Origin of the sequence: Arthrobacter sp. UYCu712 (assembly GCF_040547005.1) — a bacterium.
In the GTDB taxonomy this organism is placed as follows: Bacteria; Actinomycetota; Actinomycetes; order Actinomycetales; family Micrococcaceae; genus Arthrobacter.
Genome location: NZ_JBEPOZ010000021.1, coordinates 23,190 through 44,956, shown reverse-complemented (window position 1 = coordinate 44,956; position 21,767 = coordinate 23,190). Strand labels below are relative to the sequence as shown.

Annotated in this window: 20 protein-coding genes; 13 read left to right on the top strand and 7 right to left on the bottom strand. The window is 67.0% G+C overall.

What is annotated here, in order from left to right; genetic code table 11:
* Positions 1–67 precede the first annotated feature (67 nt).
* A complete protein-coding gene (gene pdxS / locus ABIB51_RS17635) occupies positions 68–994 on the top strand; it encodes a pyridoxal 5'-phosphate synthase lyase subunit PdxS (RefSeq protein ID WP_354190328.1) in 927 nt (308 codons plus the stop codon).
* Between the two features lie 206 nt (positions 995–1,200).
* Here pdxS and ABIB51_RS17630 read toward each other — a convergent pair whose 3' ends face one another.
* A complete protein-coding gene (locus tag ABIB51_RS17630; RefSeq protein WP_354190326.1) occupies positions 1,201–3,213 on the bottom strand; it encodes a M3 family metallopeptidase in 2,013 nt (670 codons plus the stop codon).
* Positions 3,214–3,295: 82 nt separating this feature from the next.
* Here ABIB51_RS17630 and ABIB51_RS17625 point away from each other — a divergent pair, with 82 nt between their 5' ends.
* The 3 genes from ABIB51_RS17625 to ABIB51_RS17615 are packed head-to-tail and all read left to right on the top strand — an operon-like array spanning position 3,296 to position 6,287.
* Positions 3,296–4,591 carry a CapA family protein gene (locus tag ABIB51_RS17625; protein ID WP_354190324.1) on the top strand — a complete coding sequence of 432 codons (1,296 nt, stop codon included), beginning with the start codon at positions 3,296–3,298 and terminating at the stop codon, positions 4,589–4,591.
* An 11-nt stretch (positions 4,592–4,602) separates the two neighbouring features.
* Positions 4,603–5,454, top strand: coding sequence for an alpha/beta fold hydrolase (locus ABIB51_RS17620; RefSeq protein WP_354190322.1), 852 nt, complete (start codon positions 4,603–4,605; stop codon positions 5,452–5,454).
* Positions 5,451–6,287: an alpha/beta fold hydrolase gene (locus tag ABIB51_RS17615; protein WP_354190320.1), complete on the top strand. Its 837-nt coding sequence runs from the start codon at positions 5,451–5,453 to the stop codon at positions 6,285–6,287. Before ABIB51_RS17620 ends, ABIB51_RS17615 begins: the two co-directional genes overlap by 4 nt.
* On the opposite strand, the gene ABIB51_RS17610 is transcribed toward ABIB51_RS17615, so the two are convergent.
* The 4 genes from ABIB51_RS17610 to ABIB51_RS17595 are packed head-to-tail and all read right to left on the bottom strand — an operon-like array spanning position 6,284 to position 9,219.
* Positions 6,284–6,634, bottom strand: coding sequence for a GNAT family N-acetyltransferase (locus ABIB51_RS17610; RefSeq protein WP_354190413.1), 351 nt, complete (start codon positions 6,632–6,634; stop codon positions 6,284–6,286). The two genes, ABIB51_RS17615 and ABIB51_RS17610, sit on opposite strands and share 4 nt — an antisense overlap.
* A gap of 54 nt (positions 6,635–6,688) precedes the next feature.
* On the bottom strand, positions 6,689–7,093 hold the full coding sequence (locus ABIB51_RS17605; RefSeq protein WP_354190318.1) for a VOC family protein: 405 nt from the start codon (positions 7,091–7,093) through the stop codon (positions 6,689–6,691).
* 15 nt (positions 7,094–7,108) lie between these two features.
* Positions 7,109–7,906, bottom strand: coding sequence for a type 1 glutamine amidotransferase (locus ABIB51_RS17600; RefSeq protein WP_354190316.1), 798 nt, complete (start codon positions 7,904–7,906; stop codon positions 7,109–7,111).
* Complete coding sequence (locus tag ABIB51_RS17595; RefSeq protein ID WP_354190314.1) at positions 7,903–9,219, bottom strand: Mur ligase family protein; 1,317 nt, start codon at positions 9,217–9,219, stop codon at positions 7,903–7,905. The genes ABIB51_RS17600 and ABIB51_RS17595 overlap by 4 nt, the downstream gene beginning before the upstream one ends.
* A gap of 92 nt (positions 9,220–9,311) precedes the next feature.
* On the opposite strand from ABIB51_RS17595, the gene pdxT reads away from it, so the two are divergent.
* From pdxT to ABIB51_RS17550, 9 genes are all read left to right on the top strand, one after another.
* Positions 9,312–10,013, top strand: a complete 702-nt coding sequence (gene pdxT / locus ABIB51_RS17590) for a pyridoxal 5'-phosphate synthase glutaminase subunit PdxT (protein ID WP_354190312.1) — start codon at positions 9,312–9,314, stop codon at positions 10,011–10,013.
* 3 nt (positions 10,014–10,016) lie between these two features.
* Positions 10,017–10,772 carry a YebC/PmpR family DNA-binding transcriptional regulator gene (locus tag ABIB51_RS17585; RefSeq protein ID WP_354190310.1) on the top strand — a complete coding sequence of 252 codons (756 nt, stop codon included), beginning with the start codon at positions 10,017–10,019 and terminating at the stop codon, positions 10,770–10,772.
* Positions 10,769–11,362, top strand: coding sequence for a crossover junction endodeoxyribonuclease RuvC (gene ruvC, locus ABIB51_RS17580; protein ID WP_354190309.1), 594 nt, complete (start codon positions 10,769–10,771; stop codon positions 11,360–11,362). Before ABIB51_RS17585 ends, ruvC begins: the two co-directional genes overlap by 4 nt.
* A 116-nt stretch (positions 11,363–11,478) precedes the next feature.
* Positions 11,479–12,129: a Holliday junction branch migration protein RuvA gene (ruvA, locus tag ABIB51_RS17575; protein ID WP_354190307.1), complete on the top strand. Its 651-nt coding sequence runs from the start codon at positions 11,479–11,481 to the stop codon at positions 12,127–12,129.
* Positions 12,122–13,234, top strand: a complete 1,113-nt coding sequence (gene ruvB / locus ABIB51_RS17570) for a Holliday junction branch migration DNA helicase RuvB (RefSeq protein ID WP_354190305.1) — start codon at positions 12,122–12,124, stop codon at positions 13,232–13,234. Before ruvA ends, ruvB begins: the two co-directional genes overlap by 8 nt.
* 260 nt (positions 13,235–13,494) lie before the next feature.
* Positions 13,495–13,902, top strand: a complete 408-nt coding sequence (gene yajC, locus ABIB51_RS17565) for a preprotein translocase subunit YajC (protein WP_354190411.1) — start codon at positions 13,495–13,497, stop codon at positions 13,900–13,902.
* Positions 13,903–14,008: 106 nt separating this feature from the next.
* Positions 14,009–15,784, top strand: a complete 1,776-nt coding sequence (gene secD / locus ABIB51_RS17560) for a protein translocase subunit SecD (RefSeq protein ID WP_354190303.1) — start codon at positions 14,009–14,011, stop codon at positions 15,782–15,784.
* Positions 15,785–16,795 (top strand): protein translocase subunit SecF, encoded by a 1,011-nt coding sequence (gene secF, locus ABIB51_RS17555; protein WP_354190301.1) that lies wholly within the window; start codon positions 15,785–15,787, stop codon positions 16,793–16,795.
* A gap of 149 nt (positions 16,796–16,944) precedes the next feature.
* Positions 16,945–19,338: a RelA/SpoT family protein gene (locus ABIB51_RS17550; RefSeq protein WP_502916166.1), complete on the top strand. Its 2,394-nt coding sequence runs from the start codon at positions 16,945–16,947 to the stop codon at positions 19,336–19,338.
* Here ABIB51_RS17550 and ABIB51_RS17545 read toward each other — a convergent pair.
* Positions 19,335–19,949, bottom strand: coding sequence for a type IV toxin-antitoxin system AbiEi family antitoxin (locus ABIB51_RS17545; RefSeq protein ID WP_354190297.1), 615 nt, complete (start codon positions 19,947–19,949; stop codon positions 19,335–19,337). The genes ABIB51_RS17550 and ABIB51_RS17545 overlap by 4 nt on opposite strands.
* A 96-nt stretch (positions 19,950–20,045) precedes the next feature.
* Positions 20,046–21,722 carry a DUF349 domain-containing protein gene (locus ABIB51_RS17540; RefSeq protein ID WP_354190295.1) on the bottom strand — a complete coding sequence of 559 codons (1,677 nt, stop codon included), beginning with the start codon at positions 21,720–21,722 and terminating at the stop codon, positions 20,046–20,048.
* Positions 21,723–21,767 lie beyond the last annotated feature (45 nt).

Genomic DNA, 21,767 nt, shown 5'->3' with positions numbered 1-21,767 from the left:
TGCGAGTACGTCGTCTCTGTGCCGTCCGCGCCCCGGCGAGGTCATCTATCTACCCATAGGGGTTTTTGTGTCTACACCTGATGTAAGCAGCGAAGCCGGCGCGTCCGCCCAGAACGTGACGGGCAGCAACCGCGTCAAGCGCGGCATGGCGGAGATGCTCAAGGGCGGCGTCATCATGGACGTCGTCAACGTCGAGCAGGCCCTCATCGCCGAAGACGCCGGTGCAGTGGCCGTGATGGCGCTGGAACGCGTTCCCGCCGATATCCGTGCCCAGGGCGGCGTGTCCCGCATGTCCGATCCGGACATGATCGACAAGATCATCGAAGCCGTCTCCGTGCCGGTTATGGCGAAGGCCCGGATCGGCCACTTCGTCGAAGCCCAGATCCTCCAGTCGCTCGGCGTGGACTACATTGACGAGTCCGAGGTCCTGACCCCGGCCGACTACACCAACCACATCAACAAGTGGAACTTCACGGTTCCCTTCGTCTGTGGTGCCACCAACCTCGGTGAGGCCCTGCGCCGCATCAACGAGGGCGCGGCGATGATCCGTTCCAAGGGTGAGGCCGGAACCGGCGACGTTTCCAACGCCACCACCCACATGCGCCAGATCCGCGCGGAGATCAAGAAGCTTGCCGGCATGGCCGAGGACGAGCTCTATGTTGCCGCCAAGGAACTGCAGGCCCCGTACGAACTGGTCAAGGAAGTTGCCGCCAGCGGCAAGCTCCCCGTCGTGCTGTTCACTGCCGGCGGCATCGCCACCCCGGCCGATGCAGCGATGATGATGCAGCTCGGCGCCGACGGTGTGTTCGTCGGCTCGGGCATCTTCAAGTCCGGCAACCCGGCCCAGCGCGCCGCCGCCGTCGTGAAGGCCACCACCTTCTTCGACGACCCGGACGTCATCGCCAAGGCCTCCCGCGGCCTGGGCGAAGCCATGGTCGGCATCAACGTCGACGAGATCCCGCAGCCGCACCGCCTCGCCGAGCGCGGCTGGTAACGTTCGCCTGCTTCTTCACAAACTCGGCGCCAAGGCGCCTCGTTTATGGAGCCTCTGCAGTCTCTCTTACCAAGCAGTCGAACGCGGCGGCCGGTCACCTTTTCAGGTGGCCGGCCGCCGTCGTTTCCCCGTCGATTCCCCATCGATTGCTCCCTAGGTGCCCTTATGAGGCTCCAAAAGGCCACCAACGGAGCAGACGATGAGGGTCAGTCCAGGCCGCGGCGCTTGAGCAGAGGCTCGAGTTCGGCGTCGCGGCCGCGGAAGGCGCGGAACGACTCCAGCGGGTCCCGGCTGTTGCCGCGGGAGAGCAGCTCTGCGCGGAAGAAGTCGCCGTTGGCCCGGTTGAGCCCGCCGTGTTCCTTGAACCACTCCACCGTCTCCGCGTCCAGGACTTCACTCCAGATGTAGGAGTAATATCCGGCGGCATACCAGCCGCCCGCGAAGATGTGCTGGAAGTAGCCGCTGCGGTAGCGCGGCGGAATCAGGCTGTGCGCCACTCCGGCTGCGGCCAGTTCCTTCGCCTCGAATTCGACGACGTCGTCCGGGATGTCGGAGCCGTCCAGCACGTGCCAGGCGAGGTCCAGCAGGGCCGCGCCAAGGTATTCGGTGGTGCCGAATCCCTCGCCCCAGAGCCGGGCGGCTTCGAGTTTGTCGGCGATCTCCTGCGGCAGGGCCTCTCCGGTGGCGTGATGCCGCGCGTAGTTGGCGAGGACTTCGGGCCACATGATCCACATTTCGTTGACCTGGGACGGGTATTCGACGAAGTCCCGCGGCACCGACGTGCCGGAGAACCGAGGATACGTCACGGCGGAAAACAGCCCGTGCAGGGCGTGGCCGAACTCGTGGAAGGTCGTGCGCAGCTCATCCAGGGTCAGGAGCGTGGGTTCCCCGGCCGGCGGCTTGGAGATGTTGAGGTTGTTGATCACCACGGGCCGGGTGTTCAGCAGCCCGGACTGCTCCACGAGGGAGTTCATCCACGCCCCGCCGCGCTTGGAGTCGCGGGTGTAGTAGTCGCCCAGGAACAGGCCCAGCCCGGTGCCGTCCGAGTTCTGGACCTCCCAGACGCGGACGTCCGGGTGGTAGCCCTTGAGGTCCGCGCGCTCATGGAACGTGATGCCGTACAGGGCGTTGGCGGCGAAGAACACCCCGTCGTTGAGGACCCGGTCCAGTTCGAAGTAGGGGCGCAGGGCCTGCTCGTCCACGGCGTAGCGTTCGCGCTTGACCTTGGCCGAGTAGAAGGCCCAGTCCCAGGCTTCGAGCGGATGCCCGGCCACCTCGGCCAGTGCCTCGGCCTCGGCGTCGGCGTTCCGGACCGCCGCCGGGGCCAGCCGGTTCATCATGGTCTGCACGGCCTCGAAATCCGGGGCGGTCTGGCGGTCCACCATGAGCTCGGCGAAGTTCGCGAAGCCCAGCAGCCCGGCCTTTTCGGCCCGCAGCCGGACCATGTCCTTGACCAGGTCCTGCACGTCGAGAGTGCCGCCGCCGCTGCCGCGCCCGATGGAGGCCTCGTAGAGCCGCCGGCGCACGTCCCGGTTTTCCAGGGCTGCCAGTGCAGGCTGGTTGCTGGGCTGGATGAGGGTGAGGAGGAACGTGCCCTCGTGTCCGGCTGTCCGGGCTGCCTCCGCGGCGCTGGCCACGTCATCGGCCGGCAGGCCGGCAAGCTCAGCGGCGTCACCCAGGAGCAGGGACGCGGACTTCATCCCTTCCTTAACGCGCTGGCCGAACTCCGTGCCCAGCCGGGCCAGTTCGGCGTTGATGGCCTTGAGCCGCTCCTGGCCGGCCGCCTCCAGCTGGATGCCGGACTGGCGGAACTCCTTGAGGTACTCCTGGACCAGCCGGGCAGATTCGTCGTCGAGCTGGTCCGTGGTGATGGCGGCGAAGCGGTCGAACAGTCCCCGGTTCAGGTAGACGGCATCCTGATGGGCCGAGAAGCTGGGGGACAGCCGCGTCTCAAGTTCGCGGATAGTGTCGGAGGCGTCGGCGGAGACGAGCGTGAAGAACGCCGCCGCCGCACGCTGCAGCAGTTGGCCGGAGCGCTCCATCGGCAGGGCGGTGTTTTCGATGGTCGCCGGTCCGGCCGTCTCCACGATCTCCTGAATCTCGGCCAGATGCTCCGCGAGGCCGGCCTCGACGGCTTCGGCGTAGTGCTCGTCTTGGATCTCCCCGAACGGCGGCAGGCCGAAGGGCAGGGTGCTGGGGCTCAGTAGGGGGTTAGTCATGAAATGACTCTTTCATGCAAGCGGCGCGTTTCCAACGGTGGAGCGAGGGTTTTGTGATGGCCGCCACCGTAGGATGACCGGCATGGGAATCACCACAGGAATGCCGCGAGGCCGGTTGCTGGCCGCTGCCACCGCCGTTTTTCTCGCGTCGTTGCTGGCATCCTGCGGACTCTTCGCCGGGCCGGGCGGCGCCCCGAGCCCCACCTCGGGAGCCCTTGGTGCCGGCGGACCGGGCGGCGTTGCGCAGCCGCCGCCGGGCACACCGACGCCGCCGCCGGGCACCCCGACGCTTAGACCGATCCCTACGCCGACGCCGACGCCGGGGAAGGGTCCCGCGTGCGCGGCGGTCCGGTGCGCCTCCGTCCTGGTCACCGGAGACATGCTGGTCCACCCCCAGCTTTGGCAGCAGGCCCGCGAGGACGCCAGAGCTGCCGGTGTGGCGGGGCTGGACTTCGGGCCGATACTGGAGAGCCAGCGGCGCTACATCGAGACGAGCGATGTGGCGATCTGCCATCTGGAGACCCCGGTCGCGGGCCCGGACGGACCTTTCTCCGGGTACCCGTCCTTCAACGTTCCGCCGCAGATCATTACCGCCGTCCGGGGCGTGGGGTACCAGGCCTGCACGACGGCCAGCAACCACACCGTTGACCGCGGCACTGCAGGACTCGTCCGCACGCTGGACGCACTCGACGCCGCCGGGCTCAGCCATACGGGCTCCTACCGGACCGAGGCGGAGTCGCAGGGAGTGCTGATCCTGCAGACCGCCGCGGCCAGGATCGCAGTCGTCGATGCCGCATACGGTCTCAACGGGCAGCGCGCCGAGCGGCCCTGGCAGGTGGACCTGCTCGATCCTGCCGCCATGACTTCCAAGGCGCGCAAGGCGCGGGCCTTGGGCGCGGACATCGTGCTGGGGGTCATGCACGCCGGCGAGGAGTACTCCAGTGAGCCGAACGCCGAGCAGCGCGACGTCGCCCATGCGCTCGTGGACAGCGGGCAGTTCAATATGATCTACGGCCACCACAGCCATTCGGTGCTGCCGATTGAGAAGTACAAGGGAACCTGGATTGTGTACGGGCTCGGCAACGGCATCACCGAACTATCACCGTCATTCGTGGTCAACAACGAGGGCCTGTTGGTCCGGGCGCAGTTCAGCCAGGACGCGGCCGGGGCATGGGCCGCGTCGGACCTGGCGTGGGCGCCGTCGGTGATGGTCCGGGACCCCTACCGTTGGTGTTCGGTGGCGGCCGACACCCCGCAGGGCCGCTGCGCCGGCTCGGCGGCGGACGCCGCCACGCGCCGACGCACCACAGCCGTGCTGGAGTCGATGGGCGCCGCGGCGGCGGGCGCCCACGAGCTGATTCTTTCCCGGGAGCCCTAAGCTTGGGCAGCATGGAGATGTTCACTGAACGACGCCGCACGGTCGCGTCGCATGGAGCCGAGCTGGCTGTGTTTGAGTACGGCCCGGAGCCCGGACCGGATGTGCCGACGCTGCTGCTGGTGCATGGCTATCCGGACGACCACCAGGTCTACCTGCCGGCCATCCGGGACCTGGCCCGGAGCCACCACGTGGTGGCCTACGACACCCGGAACGCCGGCGCGTCCGCCGTCGTCGCCCTTCCCGGGGACTTCACCCTGGCGACGCTTGTGGATGACATGTTCGCCGTGCTGGCGGCTGTCGGAGTCACGGACGTCCACCTCGTGGGCCACGATTGGGGATCGATCCAGGGTTGGGCTGCCGTCCAGGACCCCAGGGCACAGGCCCTGATCGGCCGGTACACGAGCATCTCGGGCCCGGACCTGCGGCACTTCGCCCGCTGGGTGCGGAGCCGGTATTCGCGTCCCCGCGCGTGGCCGCAGCTCGCCGGGCAACTGGCCCGCAGCTGGTACATCGCCGCGTTCCTCGTGCCGAAGGTGCCGGAGGCCGCCTGGCGCCTGTCCCTCACCAGACGCTATGAGCAGACGGCGAAGCGCGACGTCGGCGACGATCCCGTCCGCGGGCTGGCGCTCTACCGCGCCAATTTCTTCTCGGCCGCGGGCTGGCCGGCAGGCGGCCGCGTGACGATCCCCGTCCAGGTGGTGGTGCCGCTCAGGGATTCCTTCCTGTCGCCGGACCTCGTGGAGGGACTGGATTCGTGGGTGGATGACCTCACGGTGATCCGGGTGGACAGCGGCCACTGGTGGCCGGCGTCCCGCCCGGCGGAGTTCGCGGAGCTGCTGCGGGGAAGCCACGTCAGCCGATGACAGTGCGTCCGGCGGGGGAGCGCCCGGCCCGGACCGGGACGTTCCGGAACGGAATGGAGTACCTGTGCTGGGGCACCGGCCCGAAGACGCTCCTGTTCATCCAGGGCGGCCCCGGGAGCACGGTGCCGCAGGGGACGATGCGCCGGTTGTTCCGCCGGCAGTTCGAGCCGTATCTGAACGCGGGGTATTCCGTCTGGATTGTCACCCGCCGCAGGAACATGCCGCCCGGGCACACGATTACCGACATGGCCGACGACTACGCCCACGTCATCACGAAGGAATTCGGCGGACACGTCGACGTCGTGGTGGCCGAATCGTTCGGCGGAATGATCGCCCAGTACCTCGCGGCCCTGCACCCCGACGCTTTCGGCCGGATCGTCCTGGTCATCGCCGCGGCCGAGCTCAGCGACTGGGGCAAGGACGTCGACGCGCGGATGGCGGGGGCCATCGCCAGCGGCGACACCGGGAGGGCCGGGACAGTGTTCGCCGAGTACCTGTTTCCCGGGACGCGGCTGCGGTGGCTCCGCCGGCTCCTGGGACCCTTCATCGGTGGCCCCCTGCTCACCGGCTCCGACTACCCGCCGGAGGACGTCCAGACTGAAGTCCGGGCGGAGCTGAGATTCAATTCACGGGACGTCCTGCCGAGGATCCGGCCGCCGGTACTGCTCATCTGCGGGGACAGCGACAGGTTCTTCCCGAAGGACGTTGCCGCCGAGACCGCCGGGCTGATTCCGGACTGCACACTGGTTTGGTACGAAGGCCTCGGTCATCTCCGGGTGGCCGCCAGCAGCCGGGTGGCCCGCGACGTGTTGGCGTTCGTCAACGGCAACTAGCGCAGTTCACGGGTCATGAAGACACTGTGCGGATCGAGTACGTAGCCGGCGAACGGCGGGCAGTCGATGAAGCCGTGCCGGTGATACAGCCGACGGGCCGGGGCGAAGAACTCCTGGCTTCCGGTCTCCAGGAACAACTGGTCGAAGCCGCAGCGCCGGGCCTCCTCGAGGATGTGTTCGAGCAGAAGCGTGGCAACGCCCCGGCCGCGGGCGCGGGCCGCGGTCCGCATTGACTTGATCTCGCCCTCACAGGGTTGCAGCTCCTTGAGCGCGCCGCAGCCGAGGACGTCGGAGTCCTGCTGTGCGGTCCAGAATGTGATCCCCGGATCGAGGTCCAGCAGCTGCAGGAAAGCCCATTCTAGCGCCGCAGCAGAGGCCGCAGAAGGGGAGGCCGGGTCAGCTCAAGATGCGGCAACGAGTTCAATTTCGAAGCCGTCGGAATTCGCCAGATAGGCAGCATGATTTCCCAGGCCGCCGGCAAACGGGTATTTCTCCGGAAACAGCGGTATCCAGCCGTGCAGCGGGGCTGCACCCGCCAATTCGTCAACCTGCTCTGCGCTTCCGGCGTGGAAGGCCAGATGGTTCAGTCCCGGAGCGGTGCGGTGATGCTCGCGGCTGCTGAGATCAGGCGACTCCTCGACCACAATGTAGGTCCGGCCCAGGCGCCAGCTGGTTCCGTGGGACCAGCTCTGGTACGCCTCATATCCCAGGTTCTCCAGGATCCAGCCCCATTCCGCCGTGGCCCGCGCAAGGTCGGGCACCCACAGCTCCACATGGTGCAGGGCCCCTACGGAATCACTCTCCACGTCCCGGCTCCGCTGTCAGCGCGGCCGGCGGGCGGCGTGCTCGCGGGCAAGAACCGCGTACGAGTCGTCCGGCTGGCCGGGCGAGAAAGTGCCGTACTTGCGTTCGACGGCGGTCCGGATCAGGAAGTCGGACAGGTCCGGGTTCTTGGGCAGCAGCGAACCGTGCAGGTAGCTCGCCACGATGTTCCGGTAGCGGGCACCTTCCTGGCCGTCGCTGCTGTTATTGCCGGTGCCCTTGGCGGTGGTGCCCAGCGGTGCGATGCCGGGCCCCAGCGTCGTCTGGCCGCTGTGGTTCTCGTAGCCGAGGATGGTGCCGAACTCGGGGGAAGACACCGAGACGTTGCCGATCAGCCGCTCCTCAGTGCCGTGCGTCTCCACGTCCAGGATGCCGATACCCGGGATGACGGACCCGAGCCGGGTCTTGAAGAACTTCCCGAATAACTGGTAGAGCCCGCAGATCACCAGCATGGGTGTGCCGTCCTCGGCCAGCTCCGTCAAGGTGGACGCCCGGGACAGGAGATCGTCCTTGATGACGAGTTGTCCGCTGTCCTGCCCGCCGCCGCCGACGATCAGGTCCACGTCCGCGGGGAAAGCGTCGCCTACGTTGTATTCGAGCAGTTCCGGGGCGTAGCCGTGCCAGCGGAGCCGCTGGGCGAGGACCAGGGCGTTGCCCCAGTCGCCGTAGATGTTCATGTCCCGCGGGTACAGCTGCAGGATCCGGATGGATCCCTTGCTGGGCGCGGGGGATTCTTCCGGCGGCAGTTCGTGCCCGAAGGTGGGTTCGTGCGGGGTTCCGGGGGGCGGGGGGGTCATGAGACCACCTCTACTGTGGTGATTTTGGAAAGCTCGCGGCGGATGGCCAGCATGGCTGTGTAGGTGCAGAAGATCCGCTTCGGTTTGTCTTTGGCGCCGCGGATGAACGCAGCCAGGGCCGGCGCGATCTCCGTGTCGACGGCGCCGATCGCGACGTCGTCGTACTGCAGCCGGAGGGCCATGTCGTATGCGCGCGAGCCGCTGAGCTGGTCCACCCCGCCCCCGCGGAGGGTGTCGAATTCGACATCCCAGAGCCAGGACATGTCCCGGCCGTCCGCGTAGTTGTCGTTGATCGCAATCATGGTGGCGTAGCCCGCCGCGGGGAAGGACTTCAGCCCGAGCCGGAAGCCGCTGGGGTTCTTGACCAGGATCAGGTCGAGCGGCAGGCCGTCCACCACGAGGCTCTCGCCGCGGCCGAACGCCGGCGCCACCTTGGACAGTGCCTTCAGCAGCCCGGCGTTGTCCGCAACAGTTTTTCCCTGTGGGGCTTGTTCGGTTCCCGCGTCCCGCACCGCGATCGCCCGGGCCAGGGTCAGTGCGGCGGCCGCGTTGAAGATGTTGTAGACGCCGCGCAGTTTCATTCCGGTGGTGACGGTGGCGCCGTCGTACTCAAAGTCCGCATCGTCGGCACCGACACGGCGCAGCACGACGTCGGCGTGCGGCCTCGCGGAGGCCGGCGGCACCGGGCTGCCGGGGGCCGCCCGCATCTCGTCATCGTTGGGAAAGGTGCTCAACAGGGAGTCGTCCAGCCCGAAGTACAGGGCCTCCGGCCCGTTCAGCGTGCTGGCGATCCGGGCGACGCGCGGGTCTTCACGGTTCAGCACGACGGTGCCGGTGGTCTTGGAAGCAATGTGCTGCAGCAGCTCCGCGGTCTTGTCGATCTCCCCGAAGCGGTCCAGCTGGTCCCGCAGGACGTTGAGGAGGAGGCTGTAGCGCGGCGGCACCTGGTTGACGAAGTGCACGGCGTGGGCCTCGTCCAGCTCCAAAACCGCGACGTCGGCCGTTAGCCGGCCGCGCCAGTCCACCTCGCCGAGCAGCGCGGCGGCGACGCCCCGGGTGAAGTTGCTGCCCGTGCGGTTGGTGAAGACCGTCAGCCCCTGGCTTTCCAGCAGCTCCACGACCATCTTTGTGGTGGTCGTCTTGCCGTTGGTACCGCTGACGACGGCGACGCCGAGGGGCAGCGTGGACAGTGTCCTCCGCATGAAGCCGGGGTCGATTTTTTCGACCACCAGCCCGGGAAGGGCAGAGCCTCCGCCCCTGAGCCGGGAGACCCGGCGGACGAACTTGCCGAGCGGAACACTGAAGTAAAACATGCTCTGTAATATATCCCAGCGGCGGCATGGAAGCCTGCCGGGCGGCGTCACCTGGTGCAGTTCGGCAAGGCCCGCCCCACTATGCTGGTCGAATGACCAACCCCCCTTCTGCGCTTCCGTCCCGCGCGGGCGCAGGCCTTCGGATCGGCGTCCTGGCACTCCAAGGCGATTTCCGCGAACACCTGCGCGCGGTGGAGGATACCGGCGCCACCGGCATCGGAGTCCGCCGCCCGTCCGAGCTCGACGGCCTCGACGGCCTCATCATTCCGGGCGGCGAATCGACCACCATTGACAAGCTGTCGAGGATTTTCGAACTCCGGGACCCGCTGTGTGACCGGATCCGGGCCGGGCTGCCCGTCTACGGCTCCTGCGCCGGAATGATCCTGCTCGCGGACGAGATCGCCGATCCGGCCAGGGACCTCGTGGGAAACCCGCAGCAGACCTTCGGCGGACTGGATATCACTGTGCGCCGCAACGCCTTCGGGCGGCAGCGCGAGTCCTTCGAGACCGACCTCGATTTCAAGGGGCTGGAATTCAGCGCCACGGAACACGGCGTGGCCCCCGTGCATGCCGTCTTCATCCGCGGACCATGGGTTGAACGCGTCGGGGACGGTGTGGAGGTCCTCGCCAGGGTGGAACCGTCCAGGGCCGGCCACCCCGAGTCGTTGGACGGGACGGCTAGAATTGTTGCTGTGCGTTCCGGCCAGCTGCTGGCCACCTCCTTCCACCCGGAAGTGACAGGGGAGAAACGCGTGCACGAACTGTTTATTCGAATGATCAGAGGAGAAGCGTAAAGCATGTCAGGCCACTCCAAATGGGCGACGACCAAGCACAAGAAGGCCATCCTCGATAGCCGCCGCGCCAAGTCGTTCGCCAAGCTGATCAAGAACATCGAAGTCGCCGCGCGGATGGGCGGCCCTGACCTTGCCGGCAACCCTGGCCTGGAACTCGCCGTGACGAAGGCCAAGAAAACGTCGGTGCCCGCCGACAACATCGACCGCGCCATCAAGCGCGGCGCCGGGCTCACCGGCGAGGTCGTCGACTACACCGAGATCATGTACGAGTGCCGCGGCCCGCAGGGTTCGGCGCTGCTGATCGAGTGCCTCACGGACAACAAGAACCGCGCCGCCTCCGAGGTCCGGCTCGCCATCTCCCGCAACGGCGGAACGATCGCCGATCCCGGTTCGGTCAGCTACCTCTTCAGCCGCAAGGGCGTCGTCACTTTGCCGAAGAACGGTCTGGGCGAGGACGACGTCCTGATGGCCGTGCTCGACGCCGGAGCCGAGGAAGTCAAGGACAACGGCGACAACTTCGAGATCCACTCCGAGCCGACCGACCTCCAGGCCATCCGCGATGCCCTCAAGGAAGCCGGAATCGAGTACGAGACCGATGAGGCGGAGTTCGTGCCGTCCATGCAGGTGCCCCTGGACCTCGAAGCCGCCAAGAAGTTCATGAAGCTCGTGGACGCACTGGAAGAACTCGACGACGTCCAGAACGTCTACAGCAACGCCGACCTCAGCGACGAAGTTCAGGCCGCACTGGAAGCCGAGTGACCCTTCGCGTCCTCGGCGTCGATCCGGGTCTCACCCGCTGCGGGATCGGCGTCGTGGACGTCGAGAAGAACCGCCGCGCCACCATGGTGGCGTTCGGCGTCGTCGGCACCTCGCCCGAGGAGAGCCTGGACCAGCGGCTGCTGGTCATCGCCACCTCGATCGACGAGTGGCTGGACAAGTACGAACCCCACGTCCTCGCCGTCGAACGCGTCTTCTCCCAGCTCAACGTCAGCACCGTTATGGGCGTCGCCCAGGCGTCCGGCGTGGTGATTGCCGCCGCCGCCCGGCGCGGCATCCCGGTGGCACTGCACACCCCCTCCGAAGTCAAGGCCGCAGTCACGGGCAGCGGAACGTCCAACAAGGACGCCGTGACCAAACTGGTCACCAAGATCCTCCGCCTCGATGCCCCGCCGAGGCCGGCCGACGCCGCCGACGCCCTGGCGCTTGCCATCACCCACGCCTGGCGGGCCGGCAGCGGAACCGCCAACAGTCGCGCAGGCGCAGTCACGACGGGACCCGGCGGCCAGTCATTGACCCCCGCGCAGCGGGCCTGGGCCGACGCCGAGGCCAAAGCGCGCCGTTCGCGGTAAATGTCCGGCTTTGGCGCTGCAGAGCTTGGTAGGGTATTCGTAGATATGTTCGGATAGCCGGGTCTTCCCGGTTATATTGTCAGCTGTATTTTTCGCTGTAAACCAGGAGCCCGGCTTTGATCAGTTTTCTCCGCGGAACCGTAGCGCACGTCGGCCTGTCTTCGGCAGTGATCGACCTCAACGGTGCCGGCATGAGCGTGAACGCGACCCCGCAGACACTCAGCGGCCTCCGGGTGGGCGAGGAGGGCAAGCTTTTCACCTCCTTGATCGTCCGCGAGGACTCCCTCACCCTCTTCGGGTTCACCAGCGACGACGAACGCGAGGTTTTCGACATCCTGCTCAGCGTCAGCGGCGTCGGTCCCCGCCTGGCGCTGGCCGTCCTGGCCGTGCATGAACCCGAGGCCATCCGCGTCGCCGCCCACTCCGGCGACGGCAAATCCTTCACCAAGGTGCCCGGGATCGGACCCAAAGTCGCGGGACGGATCGTGCTCGAACTGGCCGGGAAACTCGTGCCGCACGGAACCGGCAGCACCGACGGCGCGGCCGTTGCCCTGTCCGCCGAAGCGGTCTGGAAGCCGCAGGTCATCGCGGCGATGACGAGCCTCGGCTGGTCCGAAAAGGACGCCACAGCCAGCATCGACAAGTCCCTGGCCGATTCCCCGGAACTGGCCGAGAAGGGCAACGTGGCCGAGATCCTGCGCGCCACGCTCCGCTGGCTGGGCCAGGACGGCGCCCGTGCCGGGAACCGGGTAGGCGCCCGTGGCTGAGCCGTCGCTTGTCGCCGGGGGAGAGGAGCCGGAGGAGCGCGTCATCGAGGCCGCGCTCCGGCCCAAGAACCTGCACGACTTCGTCGGCCAGCACCGGGTCCGGAAGCAGCTCTCCCTGGTCCTGGAGGCGTCCCGCATGCGGGGACGCAGCGCCGACCACGTGCTTCTCTCCGGGCCTCCCGGGCTGGGCAAGACCACGCTTTCCATGATCATCGCGGCCGAGATGAACGCCCCGCTGCGGATCAGCAGCGGCCCGGCCATCCAGCACGCCGGGGACCTGGCCGCGATCCTGTCCTCCCTCTCCGAAGGTGAGGTCCTCTTCCTCGACGAGATCCACCGGATGTCACGGCCCGCCGAGGAAATGCTCTACATGGCGATGGAAGATTTCCGCGTCGATATCATCGTCGGCAAGGGTGCCGGCGCCACCGCTATCCCGCTTGAGCTCCCGCCGTTCACCCTCGTCGGCGCCACCACCCGGGCCGGCCTCCTGCCCGGGCCGCTGCGGGACCGCTTCGGCTTCACCGGCCACCTCGAGTTCTACTCGGTGGAGGAACTCGAACTGGTGCTCCGGCGCTCCGCCGGGCTCCTTGACCTCAAGGTCAACTCCGCGGGATTCAGTGAAATTGCGGGGCGCTCCCGTGGCACACCCCGCATTGCCAACCGGCTCCTAAGGCGCGTGCGGGACTGGGCGCTGGTGCACGGCATCGAGCAGATCGACGCCCGGGCCGCGTCCGCCGCGCTGGACATGTACGAGGTGGACAAGCGCGGCCTGGACCGGCTGGACCGCGCCGTCCTCGAGGCGCTGATCACCAAGTTCGGCGGCGGGCCCGTAGGGTTGTCCACCCTCGCCATTGCCGTCGGCGAAGAGACCGAAACGGTGGAAACGGTCGCCGAGCCGTACCTCGTGCGTGAAGGCCTCCTGGGGCGGACACCGCGGGGCCGGATCGCCCTGGCCCCCGCCTGGACCCACCTCGGCTACGCCGTGCCGGCCGGAATCTTCGCGCAGGACCCGCTGGAGCTGTTCCAGGCCGCCGACCCCGATGAAGGACCTGGCGATGAACTGGGCGAGGAGGCGGATCCGGAATGGATCCGTAATAGTCAATAGCACCGCCCCGTTACCTTTTCCCTTTAGACTGGTATGACGCTCGGCACGTTCGGGTCTTTGTTTCTGTGGGCGGCACGCATCTGGCCGCTGCCGGCCGGGCATGGTTTCCTGGCAGGTCCACTGCCAGGCATTGTGCCAGGCGGCCCGGAGCAAAGCGGACGTTGCTGAAACCCAGCTACGCAGTACAGAACGGAATTATTCCTGTGTTCGGACTTATTTCTGCCCAGACCCAGCCGCAGGCCGGCGGCGGCATCGACATCATGACCATTCTTCTGTTCGTCATGCTCGGACTCTTCGTCTTCATGATGTTCCGCCGCAACAAGAAGACCCAGCAGCAGCAGGCCCAGCTCCAGTCCAAGTTCGAACCGGGCGTTGAGGTTATGACCAGCTTCGGCCTGTACGGTCGGATCGTCGAAATCGACGAGGAGGAGAACAAAGTGCTCCTCGAGCTCTCCCCGGGAAACACCGCCACCGTGCACCGCCAGGCCGTCACCAAGATTGTTGAGCCGGTTGTTGCCGCCGAGGAGCCGACCGTCGTTCCCGACGACGCCTCCTCGCTGACCTCCGAGAAGGCGGACAGCGTTGCACCGGTCGATGAAGCCCCGCGCACTGAAACCCCTGAAGAATCCTTGCGCCGCCTCAACGACGAAGGCAAAAAAGACAGCTAGTCTGCCTTTTTGAGCTATCCCGCGAAGTAACGGCTGCGGGCATCCGCCGGTGCAGGCCTCGTGGCCCGCACCGGCGGTTCCTCCGTAAACAATAGAAAGATCGACAATGGCACGAACTGGCCCCAAACACACAGCTGTCAGGACGCTGGTCTGGCTTGGCGTAATCCTCGCCGTCCTTACCGCTGTCCTGGCGGGCGGCAGCATTGCCGGCCAGGCGAGCTGGGCTCCAAAGCTCGCCCTGGACCTTGAAGGCGGCACCCAGATGATCCTGGCGCCCAAGGTCGAGGGCGGCTCGGGCATCAACGAAGAGCAGCTCAACCAGGCCGTGGCGATCATCCGCCAGCGCGTGGACGGCTCGGGCGTCGCGGAAGCTGAGATCAGCACGCAGTCCGGCCGCAACGTCGTCGTCAGCCTCCCTGGCACGCCTTCCAAGGAAACCCGCGCGCTGATCCAGGCGTCCGCCGACATGAACTTCCGGCCGGTCCTTCAGGCCGGCGCCGGCGCAGCGGTCCCCGCGGAGTCCCGGACCCCGGACGACCAGCTCCCCAAGCCCACGGCTGAGCCTGCCAACAGCAGCGACCAGAACTGGATCACCCCCGAGGTCTACAAGCAGTTCGAGGCGCTGGACTGCGACAACCCCTCGCAGGACAAGCAGGAACGCTCCGACCCGGCCAAGCCGCTGGTCACGTGCGAGCCTGCCTCCGCCAACTCACCGGCGATCAAGTACATCCTTGGCCCGGTTGAGGTGAAGGGCTCGAACATCAAGAGCTCGTCCTTCCAGCTGCAGCGCGGCGCCCAGGGCGCCGTGACCAACGAGTGGGCCGTCAACATCCAGTTCGACGACGCGGGCACCGCCAAGTTCAAGGAAGTCACCGAGCGCCTTTACCAGTTCTACGTTGCCGGCGGCGGCCAGACAGGCTCGGACCCGAAGGCCCAGTTCGCCATCGTCCTGGACAACCAGGTCATCTCGGCCCCCCGGTCCCTCGCTGTCATCACTGACGGCCGTCCGCAGATCACGGGCGGGTTCACCGAGGAGTCCGCGAAGGCCCTCTCCGACCAGCTGCGCTTCGGCGCCCTGCCGATCAGCTTCGAAATCCAGAGCGAACAGCAGATTTCGGCAACCCTCGGCGGCGAGCAGCTGCGCATGGGTATGCTTGCCGGCCTGATCGGCCTGCTGCTGGTGGTGGTCTACTCGCTGTTCCAGTACCGCGCACTGGGCTTTGTCACCGTCGCCTCCCTCGTGGTGGCCGGCGCGCTGACGTACCTTGCCATCGCGATCCTGGGCTGGACCGAAAACTACCGCCTGTCCCTTGCCGGCGTCGCGGGCCTCATCGTCGCTATCGGCCAGACGGCGGACTCGTTCATCGTCTACTTCGAACGCATCCGTGACGAGTTGCGTGAAGGCCGGGGCCTCGTCTCGGCGGTTGAGAACGGCTGGAAGCGTGCCAAGCGCACCGTCCTGGCGTCCAAGGCCGTGAACCTCCTCGCGGCCGGCGTGCTGTACTTCGTGGCAGTGGGCAACGTGCGCGGCTTCGCGTTCACCCTCGGCCTGACCGCGATCGCCGACCTCATCGTCGTCTTCATGTTCACCCACCCGACCCTGCAGTTGCTGGCCCGCACCAAGTTCTTCGGTGAAGGCCACCGGTTCTCGGGACTGGACCCGAAGCGCCTCGGCGCCGTTCCCCTGTACCGGGGAGCGGGCCGGATCCGCACTCCGGAGGACAAACCTTCAGTCACGGTTCGCGCCAAGAACACTGGTGCCGCGGCTGAGGCCGAGCGCCGGATGACCATTGCAGAGCGCCGCCTCGCGGAACGCCAGGAACAGGTAAAGCAGGAACAGCTCGCTGGATCCTCCAAGAGCGCTTCCAAGGAGGGCAAGTAAATGGCCAGTTTCGCCAATTTCGGTAACGAGCTTTACACGGGCAAGCGCTCGTACGACTTCGTCGGTTCCAAGAAAATCTGGTTCCTGATCGCGGCCGTAGCCGTCGCGCTGTCGATCCTGATCCCGGTCGCCAAGGGCGGCTTCAACCTCGGCATCGAGTTCCGCGGCGGGTCAGAATTCACGGTCTCCAATGTGAAGACGACAGACGCGAGCGTGGGCGAGAAGGCTGTCCAGGACGTTGTTCCCAGCAGCATCCCGCGGGTGGCGAACGTCGCCGGCAACACGATGCGCATCCAGACGGACAAGCTCACCGACGACGAGACGCTGCAGATCAAGGAAGGCCTCACCCAAGCCTTCGGTGTCACCGAGAACGAGGTGACATCCACGTTCATCGGCCCCACGTGGGGCGCCGACGTTACGAAGCAGGCCCTGCTGGGCCTGGTGATCTTCGTCGGCCTCGCAGCCGTGCTGATGGCGCTGTACTTCCGAACCTGGAAGATGTCGCTTTCCGCCATTGTCGGGATGCTCGTCACCATGTTCATCACCGCAGGGGTTTACGCCCTCAGTGATTTCGAAGTGACGCCGTCGGCCATCATCGGCTTCCTGACGGTGCTCAGCTACTCCCTCTACGACACCGTGGTGGTGTTCGACAAGATCCGGGAAAACACCACGGACCTGCAGGCTTCCACCCGCCGGACCTTCGGCGAGGAAGTCAACCTGGCCGTCAACCAGACCCTGGTGCGCTCCATCAACACGATGATGGTGGCCATCCTGCCGGTCGGCGCGATCCTCTTCATCGGCGCCGGACTGCTGGGCGCGGGAACGCTGCGGGACCTCTCGCTGGCGCTGTTCGTCGGCATCCTGATCGGCACGGCAGCGACGATCTTCATCGCCGCGCCGCTCTACGCCTGGCTCCGCCAGAACGAACCGGACCTGGTCAAGCAGGCCAAGCGCGTCGAACAGCGCCGGGCCGAAACTGCCGCCAAGACGGGCGCTCCGGCCCCGGCATAGCCTGACACGGATCCGCCTCGCGTGATCCGACGGGCCGGAAAACGTCATCCGTGACGTTCTCCGGCCCGTCGCCATATCCCCGCCGGTTATCGAAGTATCCTTCCGCGGGAATAGACTTGAATAATTAACGGGTTGTGAGAGGTGCTTCATTGGAAGAACGTTCGACGCCGGTGCCGGCAGCACCAGCGGATAAAGGTACCGGCCAGGGTTCACATACTGGTGTGGTGGCTCCCGTACGCGCCGATCCGCAGGTCCCGGTCGACAACCCGGGCGCCCGGGCCACCTTCCCCGGCCGCCGCGAACGCACCCGCTCCCGGCTCGCCCGGCTGACAGGCCGCGGCGCCCCAGCGTACTCGCCCATCCTGGAACCGCTGCTGCGCACCGTGCGCGCCAACAACCCCAAAGAGGACTTCGACCTCATCCAGCGCGCCTTCGTCGTGGCGGAGGGCTGCCACCGCGGGCAGAAGCGCAAGAGCGGCGATCCGTACATCACGCACCCCGTGGCCGTCGCCACGATCCTCGCCGAGCTGGGCCTCAGCGGCACAACACTGGCCGCGGCCCTCCTGCACGACACCGTCGAGGACACGTCCTACACCCTGGCGGACCTCAAGGCGGAGTTCGGGCCTGAAGTGGCGATGCTGGTGGACGGCGTCACGAAGCTGGACAAGGTCAGCTTCGGCGAGGCCGCGCAGTCGGAGACCGTGCGCAAGATGGTTGTGGCCATGGCCAAGGACATCCGCGTGCTGATGATCAAGCTAGCCGACCGGCTGCACAACGCCCGCACGTGGCGCTTCGTCTCTGCCGAGTCCTCGGCGCGGAAGGCCCGGGAAACCCTCGAGATCTTTGCGCCCCTTGCCCACCGGCTCGGCATGAACACGATCAAGTGGGAACTCGAGGACCTCTCCTTCGCGGCCCTCTACCCGAAGGTCTACGAGGAAATCGTGCGGATGGTGGGGGACCGGACCCCGGAGCGCGAAAAGAACCTCAGTGTCATCCGCAACCAGATCACCGATGACCTGCGCGCGGCGAAAATCAAGGCCACGATCACCGGGCGGCCGAAGCACTACTACTCGATCTACCAGAAGATGATCGTCCGCGACAAAGACTTCGACGACATCAACGACCTCATGGGCGTCCGGGTCCTCGTCGACTCCGTCCGGGACTGTTACGCGGCGCTCGGCGCCATGCATTCGCGCTGGAACCCGCTCCCGGGCCGGTTCAAGGACTACATCGCGATGCCCAAGTTCAACATGTACCAGTCACTGCACACCACGGTGATCGGCCCGGGCGGCAAACCGGTGGAAATCCAGATCCGCACCCACGAGATGCACCGCCGCGCCGAATACGGCGTCGCCGCGCACTGGAAGTACAAGGACCAGCCGAACCGCACCGCGGCCGGGCCGGGAAGCCCGCGCGACGGCGACATGGGCTGGCTGCGTTCCCTCGTCGACTGGCAGCAGGAGACCTCGGATCCGGGTGAATTCCTGGACTCGCTGCGGTTTGAAATCAACGCCCGCGAGGTCTTCGTCTTCACCCCCAAAGGCGAGGTCATGGCCCTGCCCGCCGGCTCCACGCCGGTGGACTTCGCCTACGCCGTGCACACCGAAGTGGGCCACCGGACCATCGGTGCGCGGGTCAACGGCAAGCTGGTGCCGCTCAACAGCGAACTGAACCACGGCGACTGGGTGGAAATTTTCACCTCCAAGGCCGAAGGAGCCGGTCCCAGCCAGGACTGGCAGCACTTCGTCAAGAGCGCCCGGGCACGCAACAAGATCCGGCAGTGGTTCAGCAAGGAGCGCCGCGAAGAAGCGATTGACCGCGGCAAGGAACTCCTGACCAAGGCCATGCGCAAGCAGAACCTTCCGCTGCAGCGGCTTATGACGCACGACGCCCTCGCGGCCATCGCCGAGGACTTCAAGTACACCGACATCTCCGGGCTCTATGCGGGAGTGGGCGACGGCCACACCTCCGCCCAGTCCGTCATGGAGCGCCTGGTCGAGAGCCTCGGCGGGAACGAAACGCCCGACGATGACCTCGCCGAAGTTTCCATCCCCACCCAGGTCAGCAAGGTCCGCTACTCCGATTCGGGCGTTGTGGTCCGCGGAGTGGGCGACGTCTGGGTAAAACTGGCCCGCTGCTGCACACCTGTGCCGCCTGACCCCATCCTGGGCTTCGTCACGCGCGGCTCTGGCGTGTCGGTGCACCGGACGGACTGCACCAACGTTTCTGGCCTGATGGACCAGCCGGACCGGATCGTCGAGGTCGACTGGGCCCCCACGCAGTCCAGCGTGTTCCTGGTGGAAATCCAGGTCGAGGCCCTGGACCGCAAGTCCCTGCTCTCGGACGTCACACGGATACTGTCTGAGAACCACGTCAATATCCTGGCTGCGAGCGTGCACACGTCCACGGACCGGGTGGCCATCTCCAGGTTTGCCTTCGAGATGGGTGATCCCAAGTACCTGAGCCACGTGCTCAGCGCTGTCCGCCGGATCGACGGTGTCTTTGACGTCTACCGCACCACCGGGAACCGGCGGCGCAGCTAAGGCGGCAGTCCGCCCGCCAGGGCGTCGAGTTTCTCCAGCGCCGCCTTCTTGTACGGCACCCGCGGTGTGGCGTCCACAGCGAGCCTGAGCAGGCGCAGCCGCACGCACAGCTCGGTCCGGTCCAGGAGGGCGCCCAGTGCGGGCAACGCCCGTTCCGCGTCCACATGCAGGGCGATGTCCACGGCAGTCCGCAGCGGGCTGGACACCATGAGCCCGCCGAGGCTCACGACGTCGAACGGGCCCAGACGGACCTCGTGAAAGGTGCAGCCGCGCGTGGACCGCAGGCTCGAAATTCGCCGGTTGGCGTCCACCAGCAGCGCCAGGCGGTCCGGCTCGGGCGCGCAGCCGTATATCCACGCCGCCGTCATCCTGCCGGCAACCACTCGCCTCCTGATCGGCGGCGGGACCATGACGGACAGCGCACGGGCACGGAGCTGCGGGGTGGAACGGGTGCCCGGCGGCAGGTAGCCGCGCTGGTACAGCTGCGTAAGCACGCCGTCGGACGCCATGGCCTGCAGCTCCGGCCATGAGAAGAGCGGGCCGGGGGAGTACAGCTCGGCCGGAAGGGCATCGGGGGCTACCGGATCAGGGGCGCCGGACGGGTGGACCATTCCGCAATCGTGCCGGTTACCCGGAAAAGGAAACAGGCCCCGTCCCGGTCATGTGGATAACCGGGACGGGGCCTGGGCTGGATTCCAGCCGGGGTGCTAGGAGAGCTCGCTCGCTGAGCGCTCGAGCTGTTCCAGCCACGCCTGGCGGGCTTCGAGAGCCTCCTGCGCGGACTTGATCTTGCGCTGGTCGCCTGCCTTCTCAGCCTTGGCGAGGTCGTCCTTGAGGCCGGCAATGGTGGACTCGAGCTGGCTCAGCGCGCTGTTGGTGCGGGCCTTCGTCTCCGGGTTGGAGCGCTTCCAGTTCTCGTCCTCGGCGTTTCGGACTGCGTCCTCCACCTTGCGGAGTCCGGCTTCGATGCGGCCCATATCGGCGCGCGGTACCTTGCCGGCTTCTTCCCAGCGGTCACGGATGGACTGTAGGGCCCTCTTGGCGGCGGCCAGGTCCTTGATGGGCAGCAGCTGGTTGGCTTCGACCAGCAGTTCTTCCTTCACCACGAGGTTCGCGCCGTATTCCTGGTCGATCTCGTCATTAGCTGCCTGGCGGTGCGTGAAGAAGACGTCCTGCGCCGCCCGAAAACGGGCCCAGAGGGCGTCGTCGTCCTTGCGGCTGGCGCGGGGCGAGGCCTTCCACTGGTCCATGAGGCGGCGGTATTCGCCCGCCGCGAAGCCCCAGTCGGTCGAGGAGGACAGCGCTTCCGCCTCGGCGATCAGCTTTTCCTTGGCGGCTTTGGCCGCCGAGTTGTTGCTGTCCAGCTGGGAGAAATAAGCGCGGCGGTGCCGGTCAAAGACCGTGCGGGCCGCGCGGAAACGCTTCCAGAGCGCGTCCTCGTTGCTCCGGCCGAGCCGGACGCCGCTCTTCTGGGCCGTCTTCCAGCTTTCGAAGAGATCATTCATCCGGGCGCTGGAGGTCTTCCACTGGATCTGCGCCGGGTCGTGGCCGGCGATCTCCTCGGCTTCGGCAACGATTGCTTCGCGGGCAGCCAGTTCGGCGGCACGGACGGCGTCGTGTTCGGCCTTCTCGACCTTCTCGAGCTCGGTGATCTGCGTGGACAGGGCGTCCAGGCGGTCCTCGGCGGCGCGGAGATCGCCCACCATGTTCCGCTCGGCAAGCTGTTCGCGCAGGTGGGTGACCGTCTTCTGCATGTCCGTCGTGGGGGCTTTGGAGCTCACGCGCTGTTCCAGCAGGACAATCTGGGCCACGATGTCGTCGTACTTGCGGGCGAAGTAGCCGAGGGCCTCGTCATTGCTGACGCCGGGGTACTGGCCCACGGGGTGTTCCTCGTCGCCGATGGTCAGGAAGACGTGGCCGTCGCCTTCGACGCGGCCCCAGCGGGCGGCCTCGGCCAGCGAGGCGGCCGAAGAGACCACCGCCGGTGCGGCGGCAGGAGCAGCCGGGGAGGGCTTGGCCTTGGGCCGGGCGGCGAAGGCAGCCGGGGACGGTGCGGGACGCGCTGCAGCGGGCGCTGCTTCGGGGGCGGCCTCCACGGCGGGAGCTTCGGCAGTGGCCTCAGGGGCGGCTTCCGGCTCGGAAGCTTCCGGGGTGGCCTCGCCGTGCGGCTCGGTTGCCGCCTCGGTTGCCTGCGGCTCGCTTGCCGGCTCGGTTCCCGCCTCGGCGGCCTGGCCGGTGTGAGTGTCTGTCGACTGTGCTGACGCCTGTTCTGTTGCCTGTTCCGTGGCGTGTCCTGTCACATGTTCTGTGGACACTGCCTCGGCTTCGGTTTCGTTGGCAGCTGCTGCTGACACTGTTTCGTCGGATTTCTGACTGTCTGTCACCGCTAGAAGTCTTTCGCTTGGAGGGAAATACCGGCACCGTGGCCG